Source organism: Amycolatopsis sp. NPDC051372, from assembly GCF_040682095.1.
Taxonomy (GTDB): Bacteria; Actinomycetota; Actinomycetes; order Mycobacteriales; family Pseudonocardiaceae; genus Amycolatopsis.
Genome location: NZ_JBFBAF010000035.1, coordinates 54,702 through 70,815, shown reverse-complemented (window position 1 = coordinate 70,815; position 16,114 = coordinate 54,702). Strand labels below are relative to the sequence as shown.

Here is a 16,114-nt window from a genome sequence, read left to right as displayed (position 1 = left end):
GAGAAGCAAGGTGGGGGCTTCTCGCTGTCAGGTCGGGGTGCGAACGGTCCCGGCAGGTCCTGCTTCATCACTACTTGGCCGTCGCCAAGTACCACGACGCCGAGCGGGCAGTCGCCCTTCGACGTGCGCCCGACCCAGCTGGGACTGCAGACGCGCAGCATTGATGACGCGCCTCGTGGTCATCGGCCGCTGTCGGCGTCGAGCCCGCGGTTGGCACGCTGGGCGGTGACAGAAACCATGCGCACCAGGTGAAAACTGTCGCACACACGACGACCAAACCGCGACGTCGCTGACGTCGCATGATGACATGGCGTGTCTCGTCGCCAATGCTCACTCGAGGATGCGCTCGAGCTCGTCGTTGGCTCGCCGCTCACGGCGACCTCGGACATCGGTGAAGGAGAAGGGGTCTGCCCAGGGTTTGGTTGACACCTCAGCTGTGAGGCTTCGGCCTCGCCTGGAAGGATGTCACCGGGCCCAAGCCCTACCCCCGTGAGTTCCGCGACGACGTGATCGCCGTCGCCCGCCGCGGCGAGACCCCGTTGAAGCAGGTCGCCAAAGACTTCGGATCTCCGAGTCGTGCCTGGCCAACTGGCTGCGCGCTGCCGGCATCGAGGACGGCACCCGGCCCGGCGTGACCCGCGAGGAGTCCGCTGAGCTGCGGGACTGCGCAAACGCAACCGCCTGCTGGAGCAGGAGAACGAGGTCCTGCGCAAGGCCGCGGCCTACCTGGCGCAGGGCAATCTGCCGGGAAAATAGTCTTCCCGCTCGTCCGTGAACTGGCCGCGGCCGGCGCCCCGATCAGGGTGCCGGCCGCGGTGACGTGCAGGGTGCTCGGCATCTCCCGGCGGGCCTACTACCAATGGCGCGCCGCCCCGGTCTGCCAGCGGGACTGGGACGACGCGCACCTGATCAACGCCGCCCTCGAGATCCACGCCGACGACCCGGCTGATGGGTACCGGTTCGTCGCCGACGAACTCGCCCGTCGCGGGTTCACCGCCTCGGAGAACCGGGTGTGGCGGATCTGCTCGACGCAGCAGATCTTCTCACTGCACGCCAAGAAGAAAGGCCCTCGCGTAAGGCGGGGCCGCCGGTGCATGACGACCTCGTGCGCTGCGACTTCACCGCCACCGCGCCGAATACCAAGTGGTTGACCGATATCACCGAGCACTCCACCGGCGAGGGCAAGCTGTACTTGTGCGCGGTCAAAGACCGCTACTCCAACAAGATCATCGGATACTCCATCACCTTGCACATGCGGGCCTCACTCGCCGTCAGCGCGTTGCGCAACGCGATCGCACTGCGCGACCCGGCCGACGCCGTCGTCCACTCCGATCGCGGCGCTCAATTCCGGTCGGCGGCCTACCGGCGCCTGCTGCGCGGCCATGGGCTGGCCGGGTCAATGGGACGGGTCGGCGCGTGTGGTGACAACGCCGCGATGGAATCGTTCTTTTCCTTGCTGCAGAAGAATCTTCTCGATACCCGCCGGTGGCGCACCCGGGAAGAACTCCGGTTGGCGATCGTGTCCTGGATCGAGACGAAGTATCACGGCAAACGCCGCCAGCGCGCCCTGGGCAAGCTCACTCCGGTCGAGTTTGAGACCATCTACACCACCGCAACAGCGGCCTGAAACAGTCAACACCGGTGTCAACCGAAGTCTGGGCAGACCCGCGTTCCCAACCTCACAAGGCACTACACCTAAGGGATGTCTCGTAACTGCTCTTGTGGTTGGTGGGACTGGTGTTGCGGATCAGTCTGCGAGGAGAATGTTGTGCAGATGCGCGATGCCGGAGACCGTGTCGTTCAGCGTGCTGGCGGCGCGGCGATAGTCGCGCAGGATCTTCCAGTACTTCATCCGCGCCAGCGCGTGCTCGACACGGGCCCGGATCTTGCGATGGTCGGCGTTGAGGTCTTCCTGCCAGTCCGCCAGATCGCTGCGGTCACGAGGTTTGCGGTAGGGCATGATCACCTCGGGATTGCCTTGGTAGCCACCGTCGGCCATCACCGGACGCACTGCCAGTTCCTGCTCGATACCGGAGTCACGGTAAACGGTGCAGTCGTTGCGGTTGCCGGGATGCGCGTCGCCGGTGGCGATCACCAACCGGGTGTCCGCGTCGATCGCGACCTGCACGTTCGCCGAATACCGGTAGTTCTTCGACGGCGCCGCCAACCGGTGATCCCGCGTCGGCACCAGCGTGCCGTCCACGATCGCGATCGCGTCGATCCGCCGCTTGCGGACCGAGGCCAGCGCCAGCAACGGCCCCATCGTGTCGATCACCCGATGCGCCGCCGAATGCGATACCCCGAACAGCGGTCCGATCTGGCGCATCGTCAGGTTCGTCCGCCAGTACGTAGCCACCAGCAGCACACGATCGGCCAGATCCAGGCGCCACTGACGACCAGGCCGACCATCAGCGATCTCATCACCGCCACGGCTCGCCACGATCCGCACCAGCTTACGGAACTGGCCCGGCTCCAACCCCGTGAACGGGGCAATCCACTCCGACCGCGACGCCGAGATCACCTGCACCACACCATGATCAACCAACACCCCCAACCGACCATCACCCGGTTACGAGACATCCCTTAGGCCAAAGTCCGCCAGCCACTACGAAGACGTCGACGCCCTTGGTATTCGGCGTGACCCGGAACCCAGCCCACCCGACAGCGCCGGTGCACAACGTGACCCGGAATGCCGCCTACCCGACAGCGCTGGTGCTCGGCCCGGACGACCCGCGCGGACAAGTCCGGGCGGTCGGGCTGTCGGCGTCGCTCACGTCGCCGGCAGCTCGGCTCCGGCTCGCTGAGGGCGCGCGGCGGTGGATGTCCGGCATCTTCGCCGGCCTTCCAGGAGAGCGACGACTCTACTGGCCTGTCGAGCCTCGCGTGACCGTCGAGGCGCGCGGGCCGCGCTTGTGAACTCGGCCGATACCGCCACCGCCTGTCCGTCGTCCGCGTTCGGGATTTATTCGAGTGGATGCAACATTGATGCACTCGGTGGTCAACGGAACCTTCGCTGGTGAGGGTGGGTGCCGGGGTGCCGGCGGTTGGCCGCAGCGGGGCCGCGATGCTGATCAGCACCCATGCCCGAATCAGATGAATCGATGTTGTGTTGGATGCAACGTCGTGGAGCGGGTAAACGTGCCGGGCGCTCTCGCCTGTTCTACGGCTTGCAGATCCCGCTCGCCTCGATCGTCGCGACGATCTTCTCGGCCTTCGCCTGGTCGACCGATTCGTCGGCGCCGAACCGCGAGGCCGCGTTCGTGACCACGGTCGCGCGATCCTTGCCCTGCGCGAGGTCCTCGCACACGTTCCGCCCATTGTCGATCGCACGATTCGCGTGCCCGACGACGAGCGCAGTGTCGATCTGATGCAGCAGCGCCGCGAGGTAGGTCCGCTCCACCGGCGCCACCGGATCCACCGCGACGTTCCGTGGCGGAGCCGCGGGCGCCGCAGCCGGCGAGAAGGACGAGAGCACCGAAAATCACGAGAGGTTTGCGCACGGTCGCTCCAGCGTGATTCCGTGCCGTTTCGTTACGGACGAGGATGTGTTCGCCGCCGGTGTGGACCGCCTGCAGAACCAACGAATACCGCACCGTTCGAACAAATGCATCGCCCCGGCCGCGGAGCCGGACGAGTAATCAATGACGAGGGCCCTGTCCTCGAAGCAAAACAGGAGACCACCACGGAACAACTCGTCGCACGTCAACTCGACGTAGCTGTCGGCAGGCAACGTGGTGAAGCATTGTGAGATTGCTTACCTTCGGTCACTGTTCGCGCTGGACTGGGCCGAAATCGCCCGGCGGTGTCCGTCGGCATGCTCAAATGAGACGGTCACGGAACTGGGTTGGGTCTGGTGCTGGCGACGGGGTCCTTCGCGTCGACGTGACGCGCCGCGGAGTGATTGGCTGGGAAATTTGGGCGAGGCGAGCGACTTTCCGGTGCCCTGGCTGATCAAGGGGATATCACGGCGCGAGGCGGGGTGCTGTGCCCATCCGGTATAAGCGGTGAGACCGCAGTCGGTCCGTACCGTCGCTATTCCGCGGATGACCGCTTGTCGGTCCAGTCGATGACCAGCTTCCGCTCCTCGAACAGCCAGCGGCCCTCGTACCGCGCGAAGGAGTCAAGGTATCGAATGGACATGACCATCAGGGTGCGCTGACCTTTTTCGAGGAACAGGTGGTGTGCCAGGCAATAGCTTTCGCCGGTGGCGCGGTCGCCGTTGAGGGCGATGGTGTTCTGCCCGTTGAAATGAGTGGTCACATCATAGTTGTCGAGGGTGGCGAAGGCTTCGGCGAGTTCAGCGTGCCCCCGGAGACGTTGGACCGGTTCGGATGTCGCGAGGTCTCCCTGGTAAACGTCCACGGTCCCATCGGGAACGAAAAGCGCCGCCTGATCTTTCGGTTTGCGGCGGTCGGCACAGTGTGCCCATGCGTCGACCAGGTCGCGGATGGCGAGCCTGTCGGCTGCTTCGCCCGTGGGAACGTCGGGATCAGTCATCGGGGATAGTCCTTTTCTGCCGGCGTCACCGGCGTGATTCTGTGGCCCCGCCTGCGCGGTGCATCCGCCGTCAACGGGCTAACGTGGTCTGGCGACGAAGCTCGGCTGGGCAAGCACAGTCAGACGATCGCGTTTCGGCGGCTCTCGGACACCGAGTATCCGCCTGGCCGGGCTAACCGGCAGGCCGGCGCCGGAGGAGATGTCGACGACCGAGTCGAATCCCTGAGCGGCCATCTGTGGCGGTTCGTGCTCCATCGAGAACAACATGCCACCGACCCGCTGTCGGCCGGAGACCTCCCGGTACCCGGGCCTCCGGCCGACGCGATGTGTGTGCCGGGCGTGAGCGAATTACAGTCCTCGGTGCCGGCAGGGGCACTAGATCTTGGTGTCGGTGAGCTGCTCGCTCAGCTCCCACAGGCGTGCGGCGGCGTGTGGGTCGATGGAGTGCTGCACCACACCGGGAGGCGTCTGGGTCCGTCCGGTCATCAGGGCGGCATCCTCTGGGCTGGGCGAGACCAGCGGTGACACTTCGTTGTTCTCGCAGTAGACGCCGCCCATGTCGTCGAGTTGCGGGCTGGTCGCGCACCAGACGGTGGTCGACGCTCCCTGCTGCGGTGTCTTGCGGTCGCTCTCCGGGTCGATGACGGGTGCGCTGTGCTCGTCGATGAGGCCCATCGATCGCAGTTGTTCCTGCGTCATCCAGGGGCTGAGGTTGGTGCCGACGATGAGGCCCGGGTGCAGGGCGAAAGCGCGTATGCCCTCGCCCGCGCCGTGTTCGTCCAGCGCCACCGAGAAAAGGCAGTTGGCCGTCTTCGACTGGCCGTAGGCCTGCAGGCCGTCGTAATCGCGCCGTTCGAAGTGGATGTCGTCGAAGGCAAGCGGCGCAATCCGGTTGATCCATGCCGAGACGTTGACCACCCGTGCACCGCCGGCCCGGCGCAGGGCGGGCCAAAGCCGTGTGGTGAGCTGGAAATGCCCCAGGTGGTTCGTCGCGAAATGCGCCTCGCAGCCGCGCCCGTCACGTGACAGGGGTACGCCCTGGATCCCGGCGTTGTTGATGAGCATGTGCACGGGCCGTCCGGATGCGAGGAACCCCTCGGCGAACCTGTCCACCGAAGCCGGGTCTGCCAGATCCAGCCGGTCGATCTCGACGCCGTCGATTCCGTCGAGAGCGGTCCGGGCCCGCTCTGGCGAGCGCACCGGGACGACGACCGTCGCGCCTGCGGAACACAGCGCACGTGTGGTCTCCAGGCCAATGCCGGAGTGGCCGCCGGTGACAATGGCGACCTTCCCGGACAGGTCGATACCCCGGACGACATCGGCGGCGGTGGATGCGGCGCCGAAGGCGGACCCGATCGGTTGTTGTGGGCTGGGCATGAATCTCTCCACGTCTAACGAAGGTTTTCTCCAGCCTGCCACCGCAACCTAGGACTATGAATACTTGAGAGTCCGCATTACTTGCTCCATAGTACGGCTATGGCTGCTGACCCCTTGTCTGATGCGCTTGCACACATCGACGCACGCTGCGTCGTCTCGGGTGGGTTCTCGATCGGCGGTGCCTGGGGTTTGGGTTTCTGGCCGCGGGCCCGGTTGAAGCTGATCGCCGTCGTACTCGGATCCTGCTGGCTCACTTCGGACGGAGTGCAGAATCCGCTCCGGCTTGAGGAGGGTGACGTGGCCGTGTTGAACGACCGGCAGGTGGTCGCGCTCGCCAGCGATCCGGCGCTCGAGCCGACAGACAGGACAGACCTCTTCGAGGAAAACCCCGGTGCTGTGGTGCGCATCGGTGATGATCAGGAGGTCCTCGTCCTCGGTGGCCACATCGATGTCAACCGGGGCGGCGAGGACCTGCTGCTCACCGCCCTTCCGCCCGCGATGCACATCCGCGCGAGCGGGGCCGAAGCGCCCGCCGTGCGCTGGCTGCTCGACCGGCTCGCCCAGGAAATGGCGAGTCTCCGACCCGGTGCCACCGCCGCCGCGCAGCAATACGCTCAACTGTTGTTCGTCGAGGTTCTGCGCGGCCACCTGGCCGAGTCCGTCGCTCTCCCCCCTGGGTGGATCCGGGTCCTTGCCGACGAACGCCTCGCACCGGCGCTTCGTTTGATGCACGCGGATCCGGGCCGACCCTGGCACCTGGACGACCTCGCACGGTCGGCGGCGATGTCCCGGACCACATTCGCCGCGCGTTTCAAGTCGACGGCGGGCGTACCGCCCCTGACCTACCTGCACCAGTGGCGCATGCGCCTGGCCATGCGCGCGTTGCGCGAGGAGGACGTACAGGTGAGTTCGCTTGCCGCCTCGCTCGGCTACTCCTCGGAGAGCGCCTTTAGCCACGCTTTCAAACGTACGACCGGGATCGCTCCCAGGCGCTACCGAGTGTTGTCGACGACGCCTGAGAGCTGAATCCTTGTCGGCGGGCGAAAAACCCGAGGGCTCGAGGCGGAGGCCGGGGGGATCCGCCGACTGCATCGGGCGGTCGAAGATGCCGACCAAGGTGATCGTCCGCAAGCTCGGGGCTTGGGCGTGTATGACAGGGCTTTGGCCCAGCTGATGGAACCGCCGGGTGGTGTGCATAGCGTGCCCGCGATGTCGCCTGCGCGGCCGATGTAGGTCACCGGGACGGTGACCTCTCGGCACGTCACTCCAGTCGCCGTTGCTGCGGCCGCGGCACTGAGTGGGATGGCCGCGGCCGAGCCGAGGATGGTCACGATCGCGACCGTTCCGGCCGCGCGTACCACGCGTGAGATCCGCCGCGTCATTGCGGGGGGACGAAACATGTTCACTTCACCCGGTCGCCCGGATAGTCGAAAGCCCCTGACGCCAGCGTGATGACCACGACCGCGGCGGCCGCCACGCAAGCCGACGCCGAGGGACAAGGCACGCAGGTGCGGGTGACCGTACGAGCGGAACCGCCACAGCTGGCTGCCGGCTAGGAACAGGTCGCTGAACATCGACCGCGCGGCGATCGTCCCCCGGCGACGCCGTAGTGCTCCTTGATGATCGCGCGCCAGCGGGCTTCGAATGCATCCGATGCGGGGCCCAAGGACGCCTTTACCGGCGAAAAGTCTGCGTGCGATGCAGGCTCGACGACGTCGCCCGAGAGCGGCTCAAAGACGAGACTGGCACCGTCCGGCCCGAGCTCGAAGCACTCGTACCGGTGCTGGCACGGCACTGCACCGGCTCTCTCAGGCCGCGCTCGACAGCCACTACGGGCCCCTCAGCGCAGGCGCCAAACAACAGCTGTGCGGGTTCCTCAACTGGGCGGTCAAGACACAGCGGAGGCCCAAGCCCACGGAAATGCCTAGAGCACACCCGGGTTGGAGACTGTCGAGATCATGATTCCGGCTTGGCCAACTGTCCTCACGGCGGCCGGCACTGCGGCGCAGCCCGCAGCCGCGGCGGCAGCCCGCCTTCTGCGCGATGTACGTCGCACGGCTTACGATTCCGGGGCGAGACGGGTGATCGCGGCGACATCCTCGTCGGACAGAGCAACCTCCGCCGCAGCCAGGTTGTCCTCGAGATGTGCAAGCTGGTGGTGCCCGGAATCGGCCTTCCCACGGCACGAGTCGTGGGAGTTCGTCGTGGCGTTCAACAACCCGCCGATGCCGTGGTCGGAGCTGGAGCGGATCGCGTCCGGTCGCAGCGGGTCGGCGGTGCGTGGGGATGGCGGCGATTCGCCGGCGTGGTCGCGCAAGCGCGATGGCTACCGCCCGCCCGAGGGTCTGGTGCGCCACCCGGCCGCCGAGGCCGGCACCGCGCGGGTGTCCTACGCCGAGCTTCACACCCACTCCTTCTTCTCGTTCCTCGACGGTGTCTCCTCCCCGGAGGCGCTGGTGGAGGAGGCGGTGCGGCTGGATCTGGACGCGGTGGTGCTGACCGATCACGACGGCATGTCCGGCGCGGTCCGCTTCGCCGAGGCCGGCCGCGATCTCGGGATCCGCACTGGGCACGGCGCCGAGCTCTCGCTCGAGCTCCCGGCGCCGCAGGGCGGCATCCCGGATCCGGTCGGCACCCATCTGGCCGACCAAGTCACCCCGCTCGACCTCAAAAGCCTCGCGGCCGCGTCCCGCGACTTCCGCTGATCAAGCTGCAGTCGCCATCGGTCCTGTAGGGTCTCGCGGCTGATGACGTAGTCGCACGAGCGATGTCGCACGGGAGTCGTAGTCGATCCCGGATGCTGGCCCCGGCTTTCCACCCGATCGACGGCCGCCAGGAAGTCGACCTCAGAGATGCCGCGCAGCCCGAGTCACCAAAGGTGCAGGAAGTCCCGGACGTCGTCAAAGCCGGCGATTGCTCGCGTGTCCACGTCTGTCGGGTCCGCCTCAGCACGCGCCGCCAACGACGCTGCCAGCGCCAATGCCTCATCGCTGAGACAACCGAACCGCCGAGCGGTATCACCGTGCCGCTGACGCCGCTGGTGAGCGACGCTTCGGCGACGGCCGCGTACGCGTCGATCCGGCCCGCACCGTAGCGGGTGTTGGGAAGTGCGCCGTAGCGGTCGTCGGAGAATGCCGTGCCGTCGAGGACGTCGAGGGTTTCGTCCACGCTGAGGCCGGGGTTCGCCTGCCGCATCAGCGCGACCGTGCCCGAGACGTGCGGCGTGGCCATCGACGTGTGATGGGACCGGCGTGAGACCGAATGTGCCCGCCGTTGAACGCACGATCTTTCCGGGACCTGCGCTTCCCTCGCTGACGACGTTGCTTGCGGCTGTGCCGAAGTGCTACGGCATCGTGGCGCGTCGCGGCCAGCACGAAGGTAGCGGTCGCTTCGGCGGCCCGGTGCGCCAGGCACGGCAGGACACTCGTGTAGGTGTCGGCGGTGAGCACGATGCTCGAGTGCCCGAGCAGCGCCTGCACCACCTTGAGGTCGTTTCCCGCAGCCAACGAGAGACTGGCCGCGCCGTGCCGGAGATCATGCAGCCGGATCGGCGGCAACCCAGCCTCCGCGACAAGCCGGGTGAACGTGTGCGTCAGGTAGCAAGGGCTGAACGGTCGTCCGCCCGGCCGAGAAAAGACGAATCCGCACGGCTGACCCGTACCGGTGCGAGTACCGAGCTTCCGCAACGCACGCCTCAGGACGTGGTCCAAAGCCAACGTTCGCACGCTCGCCTCAGTCTTCGGCGGGCACACGACAGTCCGACCGCCACGGTCCTGCACCTGATGCGAAACCTGCACGGTCCCCACATCCAGATCAAGACCACACCGCCGAAGCCCCGCCGCCTCAGCACGCCGCAGACCGAGCATCCGTACACACCACCGCCCGCGGCCGCCGCCCCGGCGGCAACTCGACCAAGTGCGCCGGATTCCGCTTGATCAGCCTCACCCGGGTCGCATTACGCCGCATGCATCACGCCACGAATCCGTACGAACGTCGCCGGCGCCGACGGCCGCTCCCGTAACGAGTTGGCCCGCGCGAGCGCCACGAACATCGCCTGGGTGTGGCATGCCGAACCCGAGGGCTGAGCCGATGGTGATGTCCAGCGAGGAACAGCGAGTTTTGCTGGGACGTGTTACGTGCCGTCGCCGAGACCGGTGGGGTGATCGGGATGTCCGCGGCGCCGCACACCACCTTGTCGCATAGCCATCCCCTGCACGACATCCATTCGGTCATGGACCATTTCCGGTACTGCGCAGACCTGGTCGGCATCGAGCACGTCGCGTTCGGGCCCGACACCCTCTACGGCGACCACGTCGGCCTGCACACCTGTTCGGGCAGCTGTTCGGCAAGACGACAGGAGGCGGACCGCTCCACGAGAAAGTGCCCTATGTGGACGGATGGGAGAACCCGACGGAGAGCTTCGGCAACATCTGTGGGGAGCTGGTCCGAGACGGGCTCTCCGACAGTGAGATCGCGCCGTGCTGGACGGCAACATCCTGCGGGTGCTGAAGGAAGTCTGGGCATGGCCGCTGCGCCCGGCCGGATCGCCGGGCGCAGTCCCGCCTGGATCGCCGGGCGCAGTCCTGTCTGCGTTACCCGCAGACAGCGCCCTGGGAGGCCGAGCCGACGAGCCTGGAGTACTTGGCCAGCACGCCGCGAGTGTAGCGGGCGGGCAGTGGCGTCCAGCCCGCGCGGCGGGCCGCCAGCTCGGCGGCATCCACGCCGACGTCCAGCATGCCGGTCGCGACGTTGAGGCTGATGGGATCGCCATCGCGGACGAAAGCGATCGGCCCGCCGTCGGCTGCCTCCGGGGCGACATGGCCGACGCACAGGCCGGTCGTGCCGCCGGAGAAACGGCCGTCGGTGAGCAGCAGGACGTCCTTGCCGAGCCCCGCGCCCTTGATCGCCGCGGTGATGGCGAGCATCTCCCGCATCCCCGGCCCGCCCTTGGGGCCCTCGTAGCGGATCACCACGACGTCGCCCGCGATGATCGTGCCGTCCTCCAGCGCGTCCATCGCGGCGCGTTCGCCATCGAACACCCTGGCGGTGCCCGTGAAGACGTCCGAGTCGAAACCGGCGGACTTCACGACCGCGCCGTCCGGCGCCAGGGAACCACGCAGGATCGTGATGCCGCCGGTCGGGTGGATCGGCGAAGCCATCGCGCGCAGCACCGTGCCGTCCGGGGCCGGCGGCGCGACCTCGGCCAGGTTCTCGGCGACCGTACGCCCGGTCACGGTTAGGCAATCGCCGTGCAGAAGATCCACTTCCAGCAACGCTTTCATCACCACGGGCACGCCGCCGATGCGGTCGACGTCGGTCATCACATGCCGTCCGAACGGTTTCACGTCGGCCAGGTGCGGCACCCGTGCACCGATCCGCGCGAAGTCGTCCAGGCTGAGCGGTACCTCTGCCTCGTGCGCGATGGCGAGCAGGTGCAGCACCGCGTTGGTGGAGCCGCCGAACGCCATCACCACGGCGATCGCGTTCTCGAACGCCTCCCGGGTCATGATCTGCCGAGCGGTGATCCCCTTGCGCAGCATCTCGACCACCGCCTGACCGGACCGCCGCGCGAACCCGTCACGCCGCCGGTCCGTCGCCGGCGGAGCCGCGCTGCCGGGCAGCGACATACCCAGTGCCTCGGCCGCACTGGCCATCGTGTTCGCCGTGTACATCCCGCCGCACGCGCCTTCGCCGGGGCAGATCGCGCGCTCGATCAGTCCGACGTCCGCGCGGCTCATCAGACCCTTGGCGCAGGCACCGACTGCCTCGAACGCGTCGATGATCGTGACTTCGCGCTCGCCGCCGTCCGACAGCGTGACCCGGCCGGGCAGGATCGAACCGGCGTAGAGGAACACGCTGGCGAGGTCGAGCCGGGCGGCCGCCATCAGCATTCCCGGCAGCGACTTGTCACAGCCGGCCAGCAGCACCGAGCCGTCCAGCCGCTCGGCCTGCATCACGGTCTCCACACTGTCCGCGATCACCTCACGCGACACCAGGGAAAAGTGCATGCCCTCGTGGCCCATCGAGATACCGTCGGACACCGAGATCGTGCCGAACTCCAGCGGGTAGCCACCCGCGGCGTGCACGCCGTCCTTGCTTGCCTTCGCCAGCCGGTCCAGTGACAGGTTGCACGGCGTGATCTCGTTCCACGAAGAAGCGACACCGATCTGGGGCTTCACCCAGTCGTCGTCACCCATGCCCACGGCCCGCAGCATCCCGCGCGCGGCGGTGCGCTCCAGGCCGTCCGTGACGTCGCGACTGCGCGGCTTGATGTCCGGAGTCTCGTCCATGGACGGAGCCTACCGCTCCACCACACCACGAGGAGCACCAAAAGAGCTGTCACGGATGGGCGAAGCCGGCTGGCGAAGCTGGGTAGCAGGTTCGGGACTGTGTAGCTCAACATCAGGTCGGCCCACATGTCCACGACGGCCAGCACCACGGACGGGCCCAGTGCCCGGTAGGGGCGAGTGGCCAGCCGGACGGCCGCTCCGGCGCGGGCGGCGAGGCCGAGCAGCAGCAGTGCCCCGACCGCCTGCGCGGCTTCAGCGGTGCAAGCGCCGACGAGGGCGAGAAACCGAACCCGATCAGCCGCACCGGCCGGCCGCGGGCAGCGGCGACGTCCGGGGCCAGGGTCGCGAACAGCACGACCGCCAGCAGCACCAGCAGCCAGGCACGCTGCCACCGTCACCCGCAACACGTTCAACGCCGGCGCCGAACCAACGACGACCGCCAGCACCAGTGTGCCGACGAAAACCCTGCCGACTATGCGAACTGCGATCAGCGCCGCACGGTCGCGAACAACCACCTCGATGCTCGCCTTTCGTTCCAGGGAAAGCGCCTACGGCACCTACAACTCCACGATACAGTCCGGCACCGGCGAGCCCGAGAAGCCCGAACCGCGACAACACTCGACGACACCTGCCGACACCAGCATGCGACCACAGCCGACGCTGAGCAGCGGAAACGATCTCGTCCGGCATCACTCGACACCATCCGACACACCAAGGTTCCGACCCCTTGACCAGCGGGTTCGGGGTTCGAGTCCCTGATGGCGCACCCTCATTCCCCAGGTTCGGATCGCTTCCGGCCTGGGGATTTGTTTTAGGTGGAAGAGATTCTTCGATTCGTTAACCGTCCACAATGGTCGGTTACGTGCCCGAGTCGCGCCCTAGCTGTCGCGTTGCCGACCGCGGGATGATCTTGGCGGTGGCCTCAGCCCGCCGCGAGTGCGACTTCGGTCTCCCAGCCGTACTGAATGATCTGATTCGCCACCTCGTCAGCGGTGCCGGCTGCGTACGCACCTACCGCCGCAACGGCTTTCCTGGTCGTCGCAAAGCCCGCGCCCTGCGCGCAGGGTCGGTCCGGATTGCTCGCTGATCGTCAGTTGTTGTGGGCGTCAGCGATCAATTCGGCCGGCACCGGCAGGCCGAGGTGCTCGAGGAGGGCGGCCAGCTTGGCGTCGAGTTCGCGCCCCACCTGTGAGATCCGCGGGTCGTCAAAACTGTCGAATCGGGTGCTGGGCTGATCGATCGTGAACCAGGTGCGGTCGTCGTGGTCCACGTAGATCGCGGTGCGCAACGGCGCGTAGAGCATCACCGCGGGGTCGTGCCGGAACATGCGCTGGGCGAAAACGTGATTGCCCATCAGGTACTCCACGCACGGGCGCGATTCGGCGGCCAACTCCATCAGAGACGCGACATCGGTGCCCCAGTACCTGATGAAGCTGTGCGGGGCGTTTTCCTCAGTGGCCTGCCGGACGAGGCCCCAGCTGGCCTGTTCCCTTTTGAACTGCTCGTATCGGTCTGCCTGAAGCGCCGGTACCGCCCGCTCGTAGCTGTCTCGGAAATCCGAAAAGGTTGTCGTGACGGGGATGGTCAGGCGGACCACCTCGTGCGGGAAGGTCTGGATGGAGTGGGAATCGCTGGCGGACATGGCGTTGCCGTCCTTCGATGGTCATGGCTGGTGCTCGACAGGGGGCGGGGGGACCGGTGAGAGCGGCCACGGTGCCGATCGCCGACGGCACCGTGGCGGCCTGTCATTCGCCGAGGAACTCCAGCACCTGCTGGACGAACAGCTCGTGGTACTGGAAAATCCCACCGTGACCCGCGTGGGGGTAGATGCTCAACGTGGCGTCGGGCAGTAGCTGCGCGAGGTTGAACGAACTCATCGTCGGCACCAGAATGTCGTTGTCGCCGTTGACGACCAGGACGGGCTTGTCCACGTCGGCCAGACCGGCGGGTGAGGTGCCCTGCTCCCATTTCGTGGCCGCGGTCAACTGGGCACCGATCGTCTCGTCCGTCACGGGCGTGTCGCGGTCCTCGGTGCGCTCGTCCAGGCGAGCGAGAAACGCGTTCGCGGCTGCCTCGCCGCGGGACGTCGGCGAGAAGAAGAGAAAGTACTTGGGGTGTTTGCCTTCAGTGGCCGACCGTCCGAAGGCGCTTTGCAGCCCGGCGCCCCAACCGGCAGGCCCTTCGTCACCGGCGGGCGAGGTGCCGGCCAGAACGATCCGACGGACCAGATCGGGTCGCTGCTGGGCGACCGACTGGGCCACCATGCCGCCCAGGGAAAAGCCCAGCAGATCGACCGTGTCCAGCCCGAAAGCTTCCAGGAAGGCCACGGTGTCGGCGGCCATCGCCTCGATGCTGTCGGGGGTGGTGCCACCGGAGGCGCCGACGCCCCGGAGATCCACCACGATGACGCGTCGCTCAGCTGCCAAGCCGTCGACCAGGGCAGGGTCCCAGTCGTCCAGCACCGCGGTGATGTGGTTCAGCAACACCAGCGGCACGCCGGCGGTCGGCCTCAACTCGCGGTACGCGAACGGCGTTCCGCCGACGTCCACCGTCTCGCCGGGTGCCTGCACAAAACTCGCTGCCATGTCTTGCCTTTCTTGCGCGGTGGCTCCGCGCTCTTCGAGGGGAATTCGCTTCCTGGCGCCGTCCGACAGCCTCTCGTGGATCGGCGGGGAGCCGCTTCCGTCGGAAGACCACCGCCGGGCAGCGCGACACTCCGCACCAGGCAGTCATTCCTCCGTGCCACCGCTTTATGCGCAGGTCGGCGCAGTCAGGACGAGGTGACGAATTCAGATTTCACGATGATCTTCGCGTACGCTGAACCGATTGAGGGCCCACCGGGGCCGGCGATCGACGGACATCCCCGTATCCGTCACCGTGCAATCGGCATTGCCTGCGCATTTCACGTGCGCAGGGCCGATCAATGAGGCACAGTCTCGCTGACAGTCATTCGACTCATGCGAAGAGATTCCGTCCTGCCGACACTGATGCGACAGCCGAGCGGGGGCTGGTGAATGGTGAGCCGGCCTGCGCCCGCCGTTCTCGGTCGCCGCGCCGCTTCCATGATCTGCCGAAGGGTGACGAGGAGCAGCATGTCAAAGATCGTCCTTGTTACCGGGGCTTCCAGTGAGCTCGGAGCCGCCACCGCCAATGCGCTAGCCGGTTCAGGCCACACCGCGTACGCGGGGATCAGCCCGGCTGTCGTCCACCCAGCCGGCCGCCTCGCCGAGCCCAGCGGCCACGGCGCGCGCCTGCGCCCCATCTCGTTGGACGTGGCCGACCAGCGCTCGGTCTCGACCGCGGTCGGTCACATCTTGGCGGAAGCCGGAAGAATCGACGCAGTGGTCCACGCCATCGGCCCGGTGCCCCGCGGGCCGCTCGAATCCTTCACCCCTTACCAGCTGGCGCAGATCTACGACGCGCATGTGCTGTCCACGCAGCGCGTCAACCGTTCCGTGCTGCCGCAGATGCGTGAGCGGCAGGAAGGCCTGCTGGTGTGGGTGGTGCCGGCGAACCACGATGCCGAGGGCGCTCCCTACCTCGCGCTGCACTCCGAAGCAGTCACGATGATCGACCATCTCGCCGCGAGTTACGCCCGGGAGCTGACCGAGTTCGGGGTCGAGACCACGATCGTCGTCCCTCGTTTCCTGGTCCCCGAGACCGGCCCGCGCGTTCGCACAGTCCATCCGGACGACGCCGAGACGGTTCAAGCCTATGAAGGCCGATACCCCGGCCTGGTCCACCGGGTGGACTCGAAGCTGGCCGAGCACGCGCTCACGGGCGCGGAGGTCGCCATCGCGGCCCAGGCCATCGCGGCTGTCGTCGGCAGCCCCAAAGGCACCCGTCCACTGAGGATCGCTCCCGGCCGGCCCAGCGCCGCATCCGGCCAGGGCGCCGTGTGGTAGGTCGGTCCACCTGGCGCGGTTGACGAGGGGTTCGCCGACTCGTCG

At 67.2% G+C, this 16,114-nt stretch carries 12 protein-coding genes and 4 pseudogenes; 7 read left to right on the top strand and 9 right to left on the bottom strand.

Translation table 11 applies throughout. The features are described from left to right. Nucleotides 1-803 precede the first annotated feature (803 nt). Together AB0M56_RS40240 and AB0M56_RS40235 are read left to right on the top strand one after the other, a co-directional pair. Nucleotides 804-1,004 (top strand): annotated as a pseudogene (locus AB0M56_RS40240) (IS3 family transposase); the annotation flags it as partial. Nucleotides 1,005-1,012: 8 nt separating this feature from the next. Beyond that, entirely contained in the window at nt 1,013-1,627 is a 615-nt protein-coding gene (locus AB0M56_RS40235) for an IS3 family transposase (RefSeq protein WP_364186123.1), read from the top strand. A gap of 120 nt (nt 1,628-1,747) precedes the next feature. Here AB0M56_RS40235 and AB0M56_RS40230 read toward each other — a convergent pair whose 3' ends face one another. The 4 genes from AB0M56_RS40230 to AB0M56_RS40215 all read right to left on the bottom strand — a co-directional run bounded on the left by AB0M56_RS40230 (nt 1,748) and on the right by AB0M56_RS40215 (nt 5,874). Beyond that, complete coding sequence (locus tag AB0M56_RS40230; protein ID WP_364186121.1) at nt 1,748-2,527, bottom strand: transposase family protein; 780 nt, start codon at nt 2,525-2,527, stop codon at nt 1,748-1,750. Between the two features lie 633 nt (nt 2,528-3,160). Then, nucleotides 3,161-3,409 carry a DUF732 domain-containing protein gene (locus tag AB0M56_RS40225; RefSeq protein WP_364186119.1) on the bottom strand — a complete coding sequence of 83 codons (249 nt, stop codon included), beginning with the start codon at nt 3,407-3,409 and terminating at the stop codon, nt 3,161-3,163. Between the two features lie 623 nt (nt 3,410-4,032). After that, nucleotides 4,033-4,497, bottom strand: coding sequence for a nuclear transport factor 2 family protein (locus tag AB0M56_RS40220; protein ID WP_364186117.1), 465 nt, complete (start codon nt 4,495-4,497; stop codon nt 4,033-4,035). Nucleotides 4,498-4,872: 375 nt separating this feature from the next. Further along, nucleotides 4,873-5,874, bottom strand: a complete 1,002-nt coding sequence (locus tag AB0M56_RS40215) for an SDR family NAD(P)-dependent oxidoreductase (RefSeq protein WP_364186115.1) — start codon at nt 5,872-5,874, stop codon at nt 4,873-4,875. A gap of 99 nt (nt 5,875-5,973) precedes the next feature. On the opposite strand from AB0M56_RS40215, the gene AB0M56_RS40210 reads away from it, so the two are divergent. The 3 genes and pseudogenes from AB0M56_RS40210 to AB0M56_RS40200 all read left to right on the top strand — a co-directional run bounded on the left by AB0M56_RS40210 (nt 5,974) and on the right by AB0M56_RS40200 (nt 8,968). Further along, nucleotides 5,974-6,900, top strand: a complete 927-nt coding sequence (locus tag AB0M56_RS40210) for an AraC family transcriptional regulator (protein WP_364186113.1) — start codon at nt 5,974-5,976, stop codon at nt 6,898-6,900. Nucleotides 6,901-8,078: 1,178 nt separating this feature from the next. After that, nucleotides 8,079-8,516 (top strand): annotated as a pseudogene (locus AB0M56_RS40205) (PHP domain-containing protein); the annotation flags it as partial. 155 nt (nt 8,517-8,671) lie between these two features. Further along, entirely contained in the window at nt 8,672-8,968 is a 297-nt protein-coding gene (locus AB0M56_RS40200) for a hypothetical protein (protein WP_364186177.1), read from the top strand. Nucleotides 8,969-9,015: 47 nt separating this feature from the next. On the opposite strand, the pseudogene AB0M56_RS40195 reads toward AB0M56_RS40200, so the two are convergent. Together AB0M56_RS40195 and AB0M56_RS40190 are read right to left on the bottom strand one after the other, a co-directional pair. Then, a pseudogene (locus AB0M56_RS40195) lies at nt 9,016-9,069 on the bottom strand (hypothetical protein); the annotation flags it as partial. Then, nucleotides 9,069-9,740 carry a site-specific integrase gene (locus AB0M56_RS40190; RefSeq protein ID WP_364186111.1) on the bottom strand — a complete coding sequence of 224 codons (672 nt, stop codon included), beginning with the start codon at nt 9,738-9,740 and terminating at the stop codon, nt 9,069-9,071. The pseudogene AB0M56_RS40195 and the gene AB0M56_RS40190, both read right to left, overlap by 1 nt. Before the next feature lie 302 nt (nt 9,741-10,042). On the opposite strand from AB0M56_RS40190, the pseudogene AB0M56_RS40185 reads away from it, so the two are divergent. Beyond that, nucleotides 10,043-10,111, top strand: a pseudogene (locus AB0M56_RS40185) (hypothetical protein); the annotation flags it as partial. Nucleotides 10,112-10,466: 355 nt separating this feature from the next. Here the strand turns inward: AB0M56_RS40185 and ilvD are convergent. The 3 genes from ilvD to AB0M56_RS40170 all read right to left on the bottom strand — a co-directional run bounded on the left by ilvD (nt 10,467) and on the right by AB0M56_RS40170 (nt 14,659). After that, nucleotides 10,467-12,164 (bottom strand): dihydroxy-acid dehydratase, encoded by a 1,698-nt coding sequence (ilvD, locus tag AB0M56_RS40180; RefSeq protein ID WP_364186110.1) that lies wholly within the window; start codon nt 12,162-12,164, stop codon nt 10,467-10,469. Nucleotides 12,165-13,254: 1,090 nt separating this feature from the next. After that, nucleotides 13,255-13,806: a DUF302 domain-containing protein gene (locus AB0M56_RS40175; RefSeq protein ID WP_364186108.1), complete on the bottom strand. Its 552-nt coding sequence runs from the start codon at nt 13,804-13,806 to the stop codon at nt 13,255-13,257. Nucleotides 13,807-13,909: 103 nt separating this feature from the next. Next, nucleotides 13,910-14,659, bottom strand: a complete 750-nt coding sequence (locus AB0M56_RS40170; RefSeq protein WP_364186106.1) for an alpha/beta hydrolase — start codon at nt 14,657-14,659, stop codon at nt 13,910-13,912. 519 nt (nt 14,660-15,178) lie between these two features. On the opposite strand from AB0M56_RS40170, the gene AB0M56_RS40165 reads away from it, so the two are divergent. Beyond that, complete coding sequence (locus AB0M56_RS40165; RefSeq protein WP_364186104.1) at nt 15,179-16,069, top strand: SDR family NAD(P)-dependent oxidoreductase; 891 nt, start codon at nt 15,179-15,181, stop codon at nt 16,067-16,069. Nucleotides 16,070-16,114: the final 45 nt, after the last annotated feature.

Coding starts and splice junctions, on each gene's coding strand:
- AB0M56_RS40220 (WP_364186117.1), bottom strand. CDS start 4,497: ATGACTGATCCCGACGTTCCCACGGGCGAAGCAGCCGACAGGCTCGCC.
- AB0M56_RS40215 (WP_364186115.1), bottom strand. CDS start 5,874: ATGCCCAGCCCACAACAACCGATCGGGTCCGCCTTCGGCGCCGCATCC.
- AB0M56_RS40210 (WP_364186113.1), top strand. CDS start 5,974: ATGGCTGCTGACCCCTTGTCTGATGCGCTTGCACACATCGACGCACGC.
- AB0M56_RS40200 (WP_364186177.1), top strand. CDS start 8,672: ATGCTGGCCCCGGCTTTCCACCCGATCGACGGCCGCCAGGAAGTCGAC.
- AB0M56_RS40190 (WP_364186111.1), bottom strand. CDS start 9,740: ATGCTCGGTCTGCGGCGTGCTGAGGCGGCGGGGCTTCGGCGGTGTGGT.
- ilvD (WP_364186110.1), bottom strand. CDS start 12,164: ATGGACGAGACTCCGGACATCAAGCCGCGCAGTCGCGACGTCACGGAC.
- AB0M56_RS40175 (WP_364186108.1), bottom strand. CDS start 13,806: ATGTCCGCCAGCGATTCCCACTCCATCCAGACCTTCCCGCACGAGGTG.
- AB0M56_RS40165 (WP_364186104.1), top strand. CDS start 15,179: ATGGTGAGCCGGCCTGCGCCCGCCGTTCTCGGTCGCCGCGCCGCTTCC.